We start from the raw sequence: 14,267 nt of genomic DNA, 5'->3' as shown, positions 1-14,267 counted from the left end.
TTCAGATGTCTTATTTGTTCGGGCATAACCTTTCTATCCATTCACTAAAAATCATTGAGATTCTATTCAAATACCGCGGTATGACCGCTAACCAGATTGCTCATATGATACATTCCGGTCATTATACACTTGCCCAAGAAAAATCCGTCTATAACTATTTAGGCAAACTAAAAAAACAAAAATTAGTTAATTCTTATCGCCTGCAAGGAAGTTTTTCGCGCGGCTCTATGTATTATCTAAGCGAAAAGGGATACGAACTAGCAAAACATTGGTTGAACATCGAACAAGAACAAAAAGGCGATGGGTGGATTTTATCTGATCAACTGCATGGTGAAGGTTACGCTGATTTACCATATGATGTTTACAAACCTCCGCTAGAGCAAACCACTCATCATTTGTTACTCATTGAATTTTTTAAACAGCTGAAAATGATTGAAGGTATTGATTTATATCATCGCCTTAATCTATATGCATCCAAAAAGTATCAAGTCGATGGACAGATGTATCGCTATCGTCCGGATGCAGAAATAAAATTAGCCGATGGACGCATCTTTGCTATTGAAATCGACCGCGCTACAGAAACACATGAACAGCTTCGAAAAAAATTCAAAACGTATCGTAATTATTTAGAGTATTTACGTAAAACAGAGCAACCAATACCAACAGGAATTATCTTTGTTGTTGAAGCAAAAAGACGTGAACACGGTATGAAGCGGCGTTGGGAGAATATGATGAGTGCGTTTTTCGAAGAGATTGGTGATTTCCATAAGGATTTCTATCTAGTGATGACATCCATGGACCGGGTTCCAGATACTGTCCTTTTTGAGCATTATCGTGTCGAGTATGAAAAAGCGGCAAGTGTAGCTATTCGTAAAGAATTAGAAAATGTATACGATAAAGTATCCAATTACGCTAAGCGAAATCCTATAAGAAACATTTTTTCGATAGCTATCCATAAAAAATCAGGATTATTTGATTTATACAGCAACGTCGTTTGTCATGAGATGGATACAGCTTTGTATAGCCGGGTGTACGATTTTTACCAACGTTTTGAGCCGGAAGCTAAAAAATATGATGAAGTTAAGGACTACGACTTAAATGCTACGTATATTAATTGCATTTTTGTCGAAAAACCTTTTATTATTCAATCCCTTGATTCTTACGAAGTTGATGAATTATTAAAAAAGACTGCACGCTCTCTTCAAAGGCATTGCTGCTACATTCAATTAGAACGAATTGAGTAACAAACAAGGAGGTCCTATTCGGGCCTCTTTTTTGTATTTCTGTTTATTACACATAAGAGCAATTATGTAGAAAGATATAAATCACTCCTCTCAAAATCCTGACGTATCTATGCACGCTAAAGCTATTACCATTTCAGCTTTAGGGTATTTTATTTTTCCTCTTGACTTAATAACTGATATAGCTCCTGAAGGATATACAGATGATTTAGGGGCTTTAGGTACTGCTCTTTTACAAGTAGCAATATATATTGATCAGGATGTAAAAGATAAAGCGAAGAATAAAATAAGAGATTGGTTTGGTGATGAATTTGACACTTCTGCTGTAGATAATAAACTTAAATAATCAGAGCTTATTATGATTGGGGGATATTAATACATACTTTCATGACTGTTTGATTCATCGATTTTTTATCGCTTCTAATGTTTGTCTATATCGTTGTACAGTACTTGCTAAAATATGGGGTATTGATAGTGTATAGTAGTACTTGTTTGAAAAAGTGACCAAATTCTTATTTATCATTGAGTTAAGCATGATAATATCATTCATCGCTCTAATTTCATCGGTTAAAACGTTAAGTGATACCAATTTAATAAAAACATCCATAGTTTAGGTACAATCAACCTATAATATTAACATTAATATTAATGTTAATATTTTTTTAATTTCAATTAGATTATTGAAGGAAAATTCCTAATAACAATAGAATTATTATGTATATTAATATATTTATTAATGTTAATATTAATAAAGAGGAGGGAGTAATATGACCAATATATGGGCAGTGTCCACCAATAAGGGGGGAGTATTAAAAACATCAATTACAACCAATTTAGCCGGTGCATTATCAAAAGAAAAAAAAGTTCTTATCGTTGACACAGATAACCAAGGGAATGTAGCACTAAGTTTTGGAGTTAATCCAGATTCATTAGAGACAACTCTATATGATGTACTGGTAGATGGTGTTAATCCACATAATGCGATAATCAATGTCTATGAAAATATCGATATCCTACCTTCCAATGACGATATGGCGTTTTTTGAATTTGACGTGTTAACACAACGCGAAAAGTATCAACAACCATTTTTATTGCTAAAAGAAGCAATTAAACCGATTGAAAAGGAATATGATTTAATTTTAATCGATACACCGCCAAACCTCGGATTAACACAGGGGAATGTCCTATCGGCTTCCAATAGTGTATTGATACCATTTCAGCCTGAAAACTATTCGATGCGGTCATTAGTGAAAATCCTGCAGGCTATTGAGAATTTTAAGGAAAAACATAATCCTTCTCTTTCTATTCTCGGTGTAGTAGCAACACTTGTAGATTCACGTACTACTTTGCACAGTCAGGTATTGCAGGAGTGCAGAAGATTTTGTTATGAAAACGATATTCGTATGTTTGAAACAGTCATTCCAAGATCCGTTCGTTTTGCAGCCAGTGTCGCATATGAACGGCTCCCAGCCACTTTGACAGAAAAAAACAATCCATTGGTTGCTTCATATTTCGATTTACTTAAGGAGGTACAAAATGGCTAGGAAAAATAGAGATTTAGCAGGATTTGGAGAGGTAGCTTTTAATAACATCAACAAAAACATTAATAATAATATTAATGATAATATTAATAAAAGTAACATAGAACAAAATAATGACGATAAGGTAGATTTTATCGATCAACTTATTGAAGGAACTAAAAAGAAATCAAACAATTTAGTGTTAGTCGGTGTCTATCTACAAAAAGATGTTGCTCAAGTACTAGACGAGCTCGCTAAGAAAGGTGGACGCGGTGCTAAGTCTAAAATTGTAAATGATGCATTACAACAAATATTTAAAGAGAAAGGATTAATATAGCTAATATCTTTCGTAAAATTAATCTGTTATGTATACCCAAAGTAACTATCATTGATTAGGGGAGAGAAAAAGGATGAAGCTGCTTAACCAATTTCATAAAAAGCCGGTTAATTCCAAAAAAGAAATTCCCATTGCAGAGATATTGAGTCCTTTAACAACAAAACAATTAGTAGACAAAAATGATCAAGATGAATTTTATATTCGTATGCTCGAGCAACAAGGAATTGTCTTAAATGAACGGCAATTGGAAGCAGTTCGTCAAACAGAGGGGCCTGTTCTAACACTAGCAGGTGCAGGAAGTGGGAAAACATCCGTTTTAACAGCACGGGTCGGATATTTAATCAATGTAAAAAGGATTGATCCTGAAAACATTTTAGTTCTTACTTTCACACGTAAAGCAGCTGAGGAAATGAAAGAGCGAATAGCCAAATTACCTGGCTTAAGCAAAAATACAATACGTAACCTTGTAGCTGGTACATTTCATTCTGTATTTCTTCAGATTCTTAAATCTCAAGGGTACGACCATAAAATTTTATCTAACGAAAAGCATAAAGAAGTTATTATTAAACGGATTTTAAAAGATATGGGATTAAAAGATGACTATGACCCTGAAACAATACTCTCTTTAATTTCATTTAGTAAAAACCAACTTCTTACAGTAGATGACCTTCCGGAACAAACACCAATTGAAAGAGAATTTAAAGAAATTTTTCGGCGTTACGAACAATGGAAAAATGAAGAACATTATATGGATTTCGATGATATGTTGGTATACACATATCATTTACTAAACGAAAATGAACGTTTGCTTGAAAGATTGCAAGAACGATTTAGATATATTGAAGTTGACGAATTTCAGGACACAAATATAGCACAATACAAAGTGTTACAAATGTTAGCAGAAAAACATAAAAATCTGTTTGTAGTTGGGGATGATGACCAATCGATTTATGCTTTTCGTGGTGCCAATAGTGATATTATCTTAAACTTTCCGAAAGACTATCCAAACACGTACATCGTGACATTAGACGTAAACTATCGCTCTAATCCTTCTATTGTTGGTCTTGGAAATGAAATCATTAAATACAATAAAAAACGCCATGTCAAAACATTAAGATGTTATACAGGAAGTAACGAATATTTCACACCGTTTTACATGAGACCTAAAGATACAGTAGACGAAGCACAATTGATTGTAGAGAATATGAAAAGTGATGTACAACATGGAACACGAAAATGGAGGGATTTTGTTGTATTATACCGTACACATGCCGTGAGTCGTGCTATAGTGGAACAGTTAGTATTAAAAAATATCCCTTTTGTGGTTTATGGCGATAAAAAGCCTTTTTACGAGCATCCTATCGTCAAGCCCGTTTTAGATTACATTCGACTATCTACCAATCCTAACGATTTAAATGCTCTAAAATCTATTTTACCTACTATGTATTTAAATCGAGATAAAGCAATTGATTACATAACAACAGAGATGGTATTCAATCCTTTAGACGATTCCAAAACACTTCTTCACTATTTGCTACGCATGCCTGGATTACATCCGTCACAGAAAGAGTTGATTACCGAAAGAATCCATTTGCTAAACGATATTAAAAAGATGTCCCCTGCTGATGCAATTCGCGAAATTCGCCAAGGTAAGGGACAATACGAGAAATATTTAGAAATAGATCAACGTCGTTCATTTACTCTACAAAAAGAGTTTGCTAGAGAAATGTTGGATGAATTATCTGCCTCTGCAAGTTACCATAATACACATGCATCCTATCTCAATTTAATCGATAAAATCTTGAAAAGACATGAAGAAATGGAAGAACTGAAAAAGAACCCTTATGCAGATGTCGTCTCACTAATGACAATTCATAATGCCAAAGGGCTCGAATTTCCTTGTGTTTATTTGATTGGCGCTAGTGATTATATTCTTCCCCATGCCGTTGCTTTACAAGAAGCTGAAGATATGGCTACAACACAACAAACAGTTGATAAATCTGAAGATAAGTTAAACAGAGCAGTAGAAGAAGAACGTAGACTTATGTATGTAGCGGTGACTCGCGCTAAAGAAGAGTTGTATGTATCCTCTCCGAAAAGATTTCGTAACAGAGACTTAGAGATATCAAGATTTTTATTAGACGTCTTTAGATAATTAATAATTATAATTAATGAACTAAAATATTGTTTATAACGCATAAAATGCAGATGAGAGATTTAAAAGATTATAAAATCAAACTTTCTTTGCTCATAGGCAAACATTACTCACTCATTTCCAGAGTGAGTTTTATTTTAGATAGATTTATTGTAGAGAGAAAATATTAATATTATCATTAATGTTAATATTAATTACTAAATAATAAAAATCATAAAAGGAAAAAATAAAGAAATGTTGAAAGTGACTCAACAAACCCAAACACCCCAATTAAGAATGCACTCTTACACACAAAAACATATCTCCTCTAAACTTTAGAAAGAGAATTCATCTAATATGTTCATTTAGAACATAGTTTTAAATGACAAAATAAAATGACTATAAAAGTCAACAAGATACAATATCTCATCTACATAAAAAATCCCTATCGATATATATTAATCTGAAAAAAGCCCCTCTCCTCTTTATTATTAAAAAAACGAATAAAAAAACGCTCCAAGAATTACTTAGAGCGTCATATTAATCTTTAATTCTATCTAAACTACTTTTAAGGATAACTCATTTAAGGACTATATTTTTTCAATCTTTCTTCTAATTCTTGTCGTTTTTGTTCCAAATCATGTAGATTTTCTTCTTCAGTTAGGGGTTCTTTTTGACTGTAATCCATGTTAAACCAATCAGGCAGCATTTCTGTTCGGATTAACGCTTTGCTTAGGTTCTCTGCATTTGGAGATGATGTAGGTCTACGATACGTTTCCATTCCCTTTTTTAATCGGCTTTTGATGCTACGGATTTTACCGGTTGTTTCCCTAAGCACATGATCTAAAATAATAGCAAACTCGTATTCATTAAACATGTCTTTATTGGCATGATAAACAATAGAAATATCAAAAATAGATATATTTTCACCAACCAATCGCTCCATATTGTGTAGCAACACTTTCTTAATGGATAACGGCAAATCACATTGTTCAACCTCTTCTCTGATTGATTGGTAATTTTCATTTTTAATTTTCATTTTTAATTTTGATTGGTTATTTTCCCCGGAACTTTTAGTACCGAACCTAGCGGAACTTTTGGTTCCGGTAGTAGCGGAACTTTTAGTTCCGGTAGTAGCGGAACTTTTGGTTCCGGTAGTAGTCTTTTTTGCTTCCGTTTTCCAGTAAATTTTTTCAGTTGGTTTAGTGTCTGGAAGACGCGATTCTCCTGCTAATTCTAGTACTCGGTCGATAAGCGGTTTTAAGCTATAAACGGCATTTTTTCTCTTTCCATCTACATAACGATAACCAACAGCTAACAATCCCTTTTCTTCTAATCCGTCCACCAGCTTACGAACTGCACGTTCTGAAATCCCACCCAAATATTTCCCTAATGTTTCCTGAGAAGGATACGGATCACGAGAATCATGTTTAAAAGTGGCCAATACACAAATGAATTGGAACTCTTTAGGTGTCATAAGTTCAGATGCATAGCGAATAATTAAATTGGGAATAGGAGTAAACCCTTCATCCAAAATTGGTGTTCCCCAGATGACTTCAACATGTGTCATTTGCTTGTTAAATTCGTTGCTATACATGAAAAAATCCTCCCCGATACTATATATTTGTAAAAAACGGGTAGGATAAGGCATTTAAGGTAATATTCGGTTTAAAAAATAAATATATTTCTATTGTGTTTTTTATCTAACATACACTATAATGGAAATATGAAAACCGAATATAATTAATAAATAGGTATAATTATGCCTTATCCTATAGCGTCACGCACCTAGGGCGGCCAACCCAGCGTGGCGCTTTTGTCTGTTTACAAACATATTATATCATTCTCTAAAACAACTTGCTGACAATTTCTCTAAAAATTTAACAATTATGCCGCCCTTTCGATATAAAAAACAAAAAACCCCAAAGCAAAATAGACGCTTATTGCGCCTTATTCTACTTTGGGGAGTCCCATTCAACTTCAACTACCAGCTATTCAATTCGCTTATGAGATTTTACATAAAATGCTACATAAATTAGTATTTTTCGTCAATATTCAGATCCCACTATTTCTGTTTCAAAACCAAACAATTAGATTCCGTATTTTCTTTTTAACTTTCCTGATGACCGATATACAATAATCCCTACAGGTTCCGTGTCTTCCTGGTTATTTTGAAAATCTTTAAGTAACTTGCGTATATCATTTTTTTCTTTCCATGTGAAAAAGAGATTAAGGATAAAGTCTCTAAAGATTGTAAGCATTTTTTATCTTCCTTTCGCTTTTCACTTAATAATAGTGTACTTCAAAATTATTTAGATAATCAAACAAATTTACCTTATTATTCCTTCATTTCCTTAGGAATAGATACACAAAAAATACATTAATATAAATACTAATATTAAAATTAATATTAATAAGTCTCTACGAAATTATGTATTTATTTTATGAAAACAAAGCTTATATTCAAGCTGATAAGACTTCAAAAATTCTCATAATACGGTGTATTTTTAAACTTTTAGATGCAAGTAAGGCCATATAAACAGCAAAGAAGTAAAAAAACGTACATTTTTTAACCATCGTCCTGTGCACTTAAATTTACTTGTACACTAGCTGTTCTAAACGGGTAGCAATATAGTAAGATTCATTTCGCAGCCATACAAAGCGTCATTAAAAAGTTAATCACTGTATAGCTGCAGGATTGCTCTATTATCAAATTTAACATTAAATATTAATATTAACATTAAATATTAATATTTAATGTTAATATTAATAACAAAATCAACTGGGTTACTTTTACATATAAACTCTCCTCTCTTTATTATCTAAGCCATAAATGAATATCATGAAAAACGAATAAAGGACTTGTATAAAGACTATCATAAACAACAAGGAGACCAAGCGAAAGCCGACTTTTCAGTATGGAACAACATCGATTGAGTATACACTTCAACTAACAGAAGAAAAAAATGACATCTCCATTGCTGTGGAATGTATAGAAGGGGTTACGGTCGTAGCACCTGCTCACCTTGTTCAAGAAGAACTATACGGTATTTTGCGTAAGAAAGCGCCGTGGATACTGGATAAGTGGTACGCCTTGAACGAAATCAAGCACCCACCAGCACCAAAGGAGTTCGTCAGTGGCAAAAAACTACCGTACCTTGGACATCATTACCGTATCAAAGTTAAGCAAAATCAAGACATCGAACGAGTTACTGTCCTGTTCCATCAAGGAAAGTTTTTCTAATTATAGAATTGGTTGAAGAAGAAGTTAAATTAAAAAGAGAAATAAGTACATATGTGTCGTTTTTGTACAAAATTGTTACATTTTTGTCGAATTTGTTTACACTTGTGTTCATTTTGTCTATAATGAAGTTACAAAAAGAAACGGTTTGTTAAACGATTTTCACTGCGTCGCATGGTGAGGCGACAATCAAGACTTACATATGATTATGATTGCGTAGAAAGGCTCCTGACTGACCATCAGGAGCCTTTCACGTTTTTTTGAATAAAATAGGGAAAAGTATTGGCTAGGAGGACCATACATAAATGTATGGTTGCCTTGCCATTTTGGTGATGTTCTGTTTTACGTCGGATAAAAGAGGTTGACCAGACCTCCCCAACTGTCATCTTATGTATGATCCTCTCATAAACCTAAAATAGGTTTAAATTATTAAGGTTATAAATGGCTAACGTAAGATAGTAGAGCCCACGCGAAATGAAATAAAAGAGCAGTGCTTTACCCAGGGCTTTACTTTTTTCCTTACGCTTACCCTGTTGTTGGTTTGTTAAACGATTGTTATTATTCACTGCGCCGCACCTCCCTTCCACAGAGAGTGGGCAAGGTATCCGACACAGAAATTTTACCACAACTTTCCCAAATAGGTAGAAAAAATCAGATAAATTTGCTTTAGAAACAGACCAAAAGATGATATTTCTATCCGGATTCACTATATCGCGTGTATATATGTTGTTTTATCATATTAAGGAACATCTCTATTTCTGCCGTAAAGTGGTCAATCATTACAAAGTGTTAAAAGCAGAACAAGGAATCGATTTATGCGATTTTTAAGCGCCTTTTCGTGAAGGCGCTTCTTTTTTAAAATTGGAGATAACACTACTTTAGGAGTGAGTTTTTTGATTGAAATAAAAGATATATTTTTATTGTAATTCTAGTTCATCCGCAATCATGAATAGTTCCTGCTTTAACTTTGCGTTAAGTTCGACTGGAACAAATATAGTTCGTTCAGAATCGATGATGATATTGAATGGTTCATTCTCATGAATCAATCGAGCAAGAGAACGCAAGCCATTTGCCTTATATCTCCCCTCAATCGCAAATCCAGCAATGCCACGCATGTAAAAAGAATCCTCGTCAAAATAACCATCAATCAATTCTAATTGGTCAATAACAGACATTCTTTCTCCCTCCTATAATTGATTCATTTTATGAATAAGTTCATCTTTGGTCGGATTGGTATATAAGAGTGTTGTATGAATGTTAGAATGTCCAGCTTGATTCGCCACTTCATGTACGCTTAATCCTCGACTGATGGCATGGGAACAAAAGAAATGCCGTAAATCATGCGGGGTAATCTCTTTACCGATAAGCTCTGAATACTCTTTAAACAGTTTATTAATCGTCGTGCGGTTTAAAGGTTGATTGCGATTACTTACAAAGAGAAAATCATGCTCAATCCCTTTTTCTTTCCGTTCCTTTAGCCATGACTGGAGAGCAGCTTTGACTTTGTCATTCATAAAGACAACCCTAAACTTATCTCCTTTGCCACTCCTTACCGTGATTTCCCTTGAAACAAGGTTAAAATCCTGCATTTTTAGGCTCAATGCTTCAGAAATCCGCAATCCTGCATACGCTAAAAGGGTAATCAACGCATAATTTCGTTTGCTACCACTGTCGAGAAGCAGCTGGCGAAACTTCTCTACGTCCTTTAGTTCCACCTTGGCCAATGAAGCATATTGTTGCTGCACCTTCATGTAATCCTTTTTCGTTAAGACCATATCCCGCTGAACGTTTGTTTCCACTAAAAATTCATTGAATTTGACCAAGGCGTTTAATTTCGTGTTAATCGTCTTAGGTTTCGCGTTCTTAACTGTTTTTAAAAAAGAAATATACTCTTGGACGTTTTCGCGATGGAGCTGCTTAAATTCTACATCCTTTGATTCATCAAACCACTTGAGGAATCCTGCTATCGACTGTAAATATCCTTTAACCGTATTTTCGCTTTTTCCTTCATTCAGTAAGTAGTGTTGAAATTGTTCGAGCATCACAACACCTCTTATAAACTATGTTGAATTTATTTTATACACTTTCCTCATAAACTATGTTGAATTTTACACTTAAATCTTATCATCATTATTATTGTTATTCAACATAGTTTATATTATGTTGAAAAATAAACTCACTCCTTTTTCAGAGTGAGTAACTTTATTTAGTGTTCTTTATTGAATTTTTAACCATTTAAAAATCACTTTCAGGTTAAATGATCTTTAAATGACTAAAAATCGATATGTATATCGGAAAACAGCCCTGATTGCTGTTTACCTCTTTTCGATATATTTATTTCCTATCTCCAAATGTTTCAATTATTATCCACCAATGGCTAGTAACTTTTCAATCACTTTTTGCTCTTCCGCAATTCTTTGGCATAAATCCGTGAATTCCTTATAAGGCAAATTGTTTTTCATTATATTGACAACCCTACAACAAAGAACAACATTGTCTAACTCGTATCCTCTCTCATTATCTAGTCGGTCCACGCTAATAGAATAGTTCTTATTCCTCTCTTTTACGTCTGGCGGTTCCATTTCAATTCCCGTGTAATAACATCTACCTTTTTGAAGAACGTAAATATGCCTTATTAGCTTTTCTAAGTCATCTGCCGACAAACTGGCGAGCTCCTTTTTTCTGCTCTTGCCGCGGCTCCTACAGCTTTAATAGTGAAATAATTTTTCTGTTGATACTGTTTCTGATAATTTCGCATATATTCGCGCATACATGTCTCACACCATGAGGGATTCTTGAAATGACTTAGTTCATACCATTTGTTGCATCGTGTACAAATTTTTCCTTTACGTCCCTCGTTGATAATGATTTTTTTCTAATTTCTACCACGTTTTTGGTTGTATTTGTTGTACTGAATAATTAATATAAAAAAGATCCAACTTTACAAAAGTTGGATCTTTTTTTACATCACTATATCGGTCTGTTATTTTTTTTCAGAAGAATCAACAGAACAGCAAGTTTCTTTTTCTTTTTTTTCCTCTTCTTTCACTTCTTCAATCTCAAAGCTGCAACAATCATTATCTTTTTTCTTATCTAATCCGAAAATGGATAAAAACTTGTTCGACATATCTTTCACCTCCTTTAATTAATCAGTAAGAACAAGTATCCAGAAAAGGTTGCCATAATAAAGACAGAGGCAATAAAAGCGATTAATAATTGTTTCTTAAACAGACTGTTTAACATAATAATTTCTGGTAAACTTGCTCCTGCACCTCCGATTAACAATGCCATGGTAGGAGCAAGAGGAAGACCTTTTGCGATTAATGCTTGGCTAACAGGCAACATGGTAGAAAGTCGGATATATAGTGGTACTCCTACAATAGCTGCTAGTGGAATCACCCACCATTGACTTCCTTTAGAAACAGCTTCTAGAAGAGAGTGTGGTATAGCTTCTTTGATAAGAGCACCTACAAGAGAACCAATGAGAATATGGATATATACAGATTTTAGAAGGACAAGTGTATCTTTCCAGGCTTTTTTCCAATCCACTTTACGGGATCCTTCAAGTTGTGGAGTTTCTTTACCTTTGATCCGTACATTTTTTACGTATTTTTCAAATCCCCATTTGTCCAACAACCAACCTATAATCATGGAGATTATTAAAGTAACGACAGCATAAATGATTGTAACCTTCCACCCTAATATATACGCCATCATCGTAAGAATCCAAGGATCTAATAGCGGTGATGTGAACAAATAAGTCATTGCGGCTTGAAAAGGGACTTTTTTATCGAACATAGTTATCAACATAGGAATTGTAGAACAAGAACAAAAGGGTGTTACAAATCCCAACAATGCCCCTGATAAATTGGCTAAAAAACGGTTTTTTACAAAAAGTGACTTCTCTAATTTATCAAACGGGATTAGATATTCAAGGATATTAATAAGATAAGTTATCAATACGAATAGAATCAAAAGATTTTTGGCCAAAGAAATGAACTCTTTTGTTATATTCCAAACAACATCCCACATGATAAACTCCTCCTGTTCATAATAGTTGTAATTTACAACTATTAACGAAATAGAATTAGTATTCTTTATACCCGTGTTACTAGTTGAAGCTAATTGTTCAACTGCACCAAGAACGACAGGGAATGAGCCCGCTGTCTCAGACCCATAGAGACTCCTCAAACAAATGGAAGTCAATCGAAACCAATCTGTTAAAACCGAAAACACCGTTTCGACAATTTTCTGTTTCCTGACGAATCCATTGTTGAAACTCATGAGAGATATACGTTTTGCTATTCTTACGAGAAGGAGTCCTTAATGATACCCTATAGTTCTGTTGGAGCTTTTCCTTGAGTGATTTACTCACATATCCCTTATCCTCCAATGTGTAGGGATGAGGCAAGCGTTCAATCACTTCTTCTGCCACCATAACATTGTGGTAAAAAGCCGGTGCCATCACATAGCTCATCACCATCCTTAAATCATTCGGTTGAATATGTTTTAACCCCATAGAAATGCATTCATTTCGAGACGCAGTATCCGACATCAGCGACTCCTCCGAAGCATTGCACTTTAGACATATATGCAAGATGACATAAAGAGATGGGCAAATTGTCAAGAATGGCATGGGCATGGTGTTGACCTTGTTTCGCTAATTGATGACGAATCCATTTGAGGGTCGACACCGTCGGTTATATCGAAAACGTTCGGGAAATGTGTCTTCTGAAAAAAGATTTCTAACCACAAAATGATACCAAGCTCGTTCTGACATAAATCCTAGTAGCTTTCCGAAAACAGAATACTAATAATGGTGGCATCCGATTGTTTGAGTAAGCGTTGATTTCATTCATATAAATATACACCTAGATAAGAGAGATGTTTTTCAACGATTTTGTAAAATGGATAACCATTGTTTTCGAATTTTAACCAAATCAAATCATTGGAAAACCTCCTTTCAAAATGTTGAATATGACCACTTTCATTTTGACGGGATTTCCAAGCAAGGATTATTTTTATACTCAACTCTTTTTATCTAGCACCACGGGTTTCTTTATCTTTCTTTAACAACAACTACTATTCTTCATGGCCTTTAGTAAAAGATTAATACTTTCATTAACTTGATCTCTTTTTTCTTCAGGAATGTGACTCATAATTTCATCAAGATATGTAATCATTTGATTGCTAATTTGGTCTTCGTATTTCTTTCCTTGTTCAGTAAGTATCAGTTCCACATAACGTCGATCAGTAGTAGATTGTCTTCTTTCAATCAAACCTTGTTCTACAAGACCTTGTACATGTCTACTCAATGTACTTTTGTCCAAACCTAAAACATTTGCAACATCATTTAATGAAGGATTACCTAGTCGGTTAATCTCATATAACACATGGCTTTGAACAAGCGTCAACCCACAACATTCGGCTCCTTCTTTTTGCAATAGACCAAATCGACGAATAAGAATTTGGAGCATTTCTCTAATACAAACTAACTGCTGATTATTTTGACTGGAAAAACTATTATTCATGGTATCACAACTTCCCTCAAAATAAAATATTTATAAAACATAAATTTCCATATATAGAAAATATTTAAAAAATAAACAAATTATGTTGAAAGAATAAATAAATTGGTATATACTTCAAAACATTGAAAAAATATAAAAATTCTATATATTTCAATCGTAATTGTATAATACAACTAATCCATTTTACAACTAATAAAGTGAAAAAGGCGGGATGGATTATGAATATTTTACTCGTTTCTACATTTGAAGGTGGTTTTCAGCCT

Annotated in this window: 13 protein-coding genes and 1 pseudogene; 6 read left to right on the top strand and 8 right to left on the bottom strand. The window is 33.8% G+C overall.

From position 1 onward, the window contains the following. Positions 1 to 5 precede the first annotated feature (5 nt). The 5 genes from HNQ85_RS16960 to HNQ85_RS16940 all read left to right on the top strand — a co-directional run bounded on the left by HNQ85_RS16960 (position 6) and on the right by HNQ85_RS16940 (position 5,253). Positions 6 to 1,244: a replication-relaxation family protein gene (locus tag HNQ85_RS16960; protein ID WP_181538887.1), complete on the top strand. Its 1,239-nt coding sequence runs from the start codon at positions 6 to 8 to the stop codon at positions 1,242 to 1,244. A 109-nt stretch (positions 1,245 to 1,353) separates the two neighbouring features. After that, positions 1,354 to 1,587 carry a YkvA family protein gene (locus tag HNQ85_RS16955; protein WP_181538886.1) on the top strand — a complete coding sequence of 78 codons (234 nt, stop codon included), beginning with the start codon at positions 1,354 to 1,356 and terminating at the stop codon, positions 1,585 to 1,587. Positions 1,588 to 2,008: 421 nt separating this feature from the next. Continuing rightward, positions 2,009 to 2,785, top strand: coding sequence for a ParA family protein (locus tag HNQ85_RS16950; protein ID WP_181538885.1), 777 nt, complete (start codon positions 2,009 to 2,011; stop codon positions 2,783 to 2,785). Continuing rightward, positions 2,778 to 3,098 carry a hypothetical protein gene (locus HNQ85_RS16945; RefSeq protein WP_181538884.1) on the top strand — a complete coding sequence of 107 codons (321 nt, stop codon included), beginning with the start codon at positions 2,778 to 2,780 and terminating at the stop codon, positions 3,096 to 3,098. The genes HNQ85_RS16950 and HNQ85_RS16945 overlap by 8 nt, the downstream gene beginning before the upstream one ends. A gap of 73 nt (positions 3,099 to 3,171) precedes the next feature. Continuing rightward, positions 3,172 to 5,253, top strand: coding sequence for an ATP-dependent helicase (locus HNQ85_RS16940; protein ID WP_181538883.1), 2,082 nt, complete (start codon positions 3,172 to 3,174; stop codon positions 5,251 to 5,253). A 562-nt stretch (positions 5,254 to 5,815) separates the two neighbouring features. On the opposite strand, the gene HNQ85_RS16935 is transcribed toward HNQ85_RS16940, so the two are convergent. Next, on the bottom strand, positions 5,816 to 6,829 hold the full coding sequence (locus HNQ85_RS16935) for a helix-turn-helix domain-containing protein (protein WP_181538882.1): 1,014 nt from the start codon (positions 6,827 to 6,829) through the stop codon (positions 5,816 to 5,818). A 1,386-nt stretch (positions 6,830 to 8,215) separates the two neighbouring features. On the opposite strand from HNQ85_RS16935, the gene HNQ85_RS18125 reads away from it, so the two are divergent. Further along, positions 8,216 to 8,476, top strand: coding sequence for a YgjP-like metallopeptidase domain-containing protein (locus HNQ85_RS18125; protein WP_181538881.1), 261 nt, complete (start codon positions 8,216 to 8,218; stop codon positions 8,474 to 8,476). Between the two features lie 914 nt (positions 8,477 to 9,390). Here the strand turns inward: HNQ85_RS18125 and HNQ85_RS16925 are convergent. The 7 genes and pseudogenes from HNQ85_RS16925 to HNQ85_RS16895 form a co-directional block, all read right to left on the bottom strand. Then, positions 9,391 to 9,648, bottom strand: coding sequence for a hypothetical protein (locus HNQ85_RS16925; protein WP_181538880.1), 258 nt, complete (start codon positions 9,646 to 9,648; stop codon positions 9,391 to 9,393). Positions 9,649 to 9,660: 12 nt separating this feature from the next. Then, positions 9,661 to 10,515, bottom strand: a complete 855-nt coding sequence (locus HNQ85_RS16920; RefSeq protein ID WP_181538879.1) for a tyrosine-type recombinase/integrase — start codon at positions 10,513 to 10,515, stop codon at positions 9,661 to 9,663. A 321-nt stretch (positions 10,516 to 10,836) separates the two neighbouring features. Further along, entirely contained in the window at positions 10,837 to 11,136 is a 300-nt protein-coding gene (locus tag HNQ85_RS16915) for a hypothetical protein (protein ID WP_181538878.1), read from the bottom strand. A 320-nt stretch (positions 11,137 to 11,456) separates the two neighbouring features. Then, on the bottom strand, positions 11,457 to 11,600 hold the full coding sequence (locus HNQ85_RS16910; RefSeq protein ID WP_181538877.1) for a hypothetical protein: 144 nt from the start codon (positions 11,598 to 11,600) through the stop codon (positions 11,457 to 11,459). A gap of 14 nt (positions 11,601 to 11,614) precedes the next feature. Continuing rightward, the gene (locus tag HNQ85_RS16905; protein ID WP_181538876.1) at positions 11,615 to 12,505 is read right to left on the bottom strand and encodes a permease; all 891 of its coding nucleotides are present in this window, start codon (positions 12,503 to 12,505) and stop codon (positions 11,615 to 11,617) included. A 93-nt stretch (positions 12,506 to 12,598) separates the two neighbouring features. After that, positions 12,599 to 13,412: pseudogene (locus HNQ85_RS18120) on the bottom strand (IS982 family transposase); the annotation flags it as partial. Positions 13,413 to 13,542: 130 nt separating this feature from the next. Then, positions 13,543 to 14,004 carry a MarR family winged helix-turn-helix transcriptional regulator gene (locus HNQ85_RS16895; protein WP_181538874.1) on the bottom strand — a complete coding sequence of 154 codons (462 nt, stop codon included), beginning with the start codon at positions 14,002 to 14,004 and terminating at the stop codon, positions 13,543 to 13,545. Positions 14,005 to 14,267: the final 263 nt, after the last annotated feature.

Source organism: [Anoxybacillus] calidus (genome assembly GCF_013760845.1).
In the GTDB taxonomy this organism is placed as follows: Bacteria; Bacillota; Bacilli; order Bacillales; family Anoxybacillaceae; genus Paranoxybacillus; species Paranoxybacillus calidus.
This window is presented reverse-complemented; position numbering and strand designations above follow the sequence as displayed.

Excerpts from the sequence above, each read along its gene's own strand:
- HNQ85_RS16940 (WP_181538883.1), top strand. The coding sequence starts at position 3,172 with ATGAAGCTGCTTAACCAATTTCATAAAAAGCCGGTTAATTCCAAAAAA.
- HNQ85_RS16945 (WP_181538884.1), top strand. The coding sequence starts at position 2,778 with ATGGCTAGGAAAAATAGAGATTTAGCAGGATTTGGAGAGGTAGCTTTT.
- HNQ85_RS16935 (WP_181538882.1), bottom strand. The coding sequence starts at position 6,829 with ATGTATAGCAACGAATTTAACAAGCAAATGACACATGTTGAAGTCATC.
- HNQ85_RS16955 (WP_181538886.1), top strand. The coding sequence starts at position 1,354 with ATGCACGCTAAAGCTATTACCATTTCAGCTTTAGGGTATTTTATTTTT.
- HNQ85_RS16950 (WP_181538885.1), top strand. The coding sequence starts at position 2,009 with ATGACCAATATATGGGCAGTGTCCACCAATAAGGGGGGAGTATTAAAA.
- HNQ85_RS16920 (WP_181538879.1), bottom strand. The coding sequence starts at position 10,515 with ATGCTCGAACAATTTCAACACTACTTACTGAATGAAGGAAAAAGCGAA.
- HNQ85_RS16925 (WP_181538880.1), bottom strand. The coding sequence starts at position 9,648 with ATGTCTGTTATTGACCAATTAGAATTGATTGATGGTTATTTTGACGAG.
- HNQ85_RS16905 (WP_181538876.1), bottom strand. The coding sequence starts at position 12,505 with ATGTGGGATGTTGTTTGGAATATAACAAAAGAGTTCATTTCTTTGGCC.
- HNQ85_RS16895 (WP_181538874.1), bottom strand. The coding sequence starts at position 14,004 with ATGAATAATAGTTTTTCCAGTCAAAATAATCAGCAGTTAGTTTGTATT.
- HNQ85_RS16960 (WP_181538887.1), top strand. The coding sequence starts at position 6 with ATGTCTTATTTGTTCGGGCATAACCTTTCTATCCATTCACTAAAAATC.
- HNQ85_RS16910 (WP_181538877.1), bottom strand. The coding sequence starts at position 11,600 with ATGTCGAACAAGTTTTTATCCATTTTCGGATTAGATAAGAAAAAAGAT.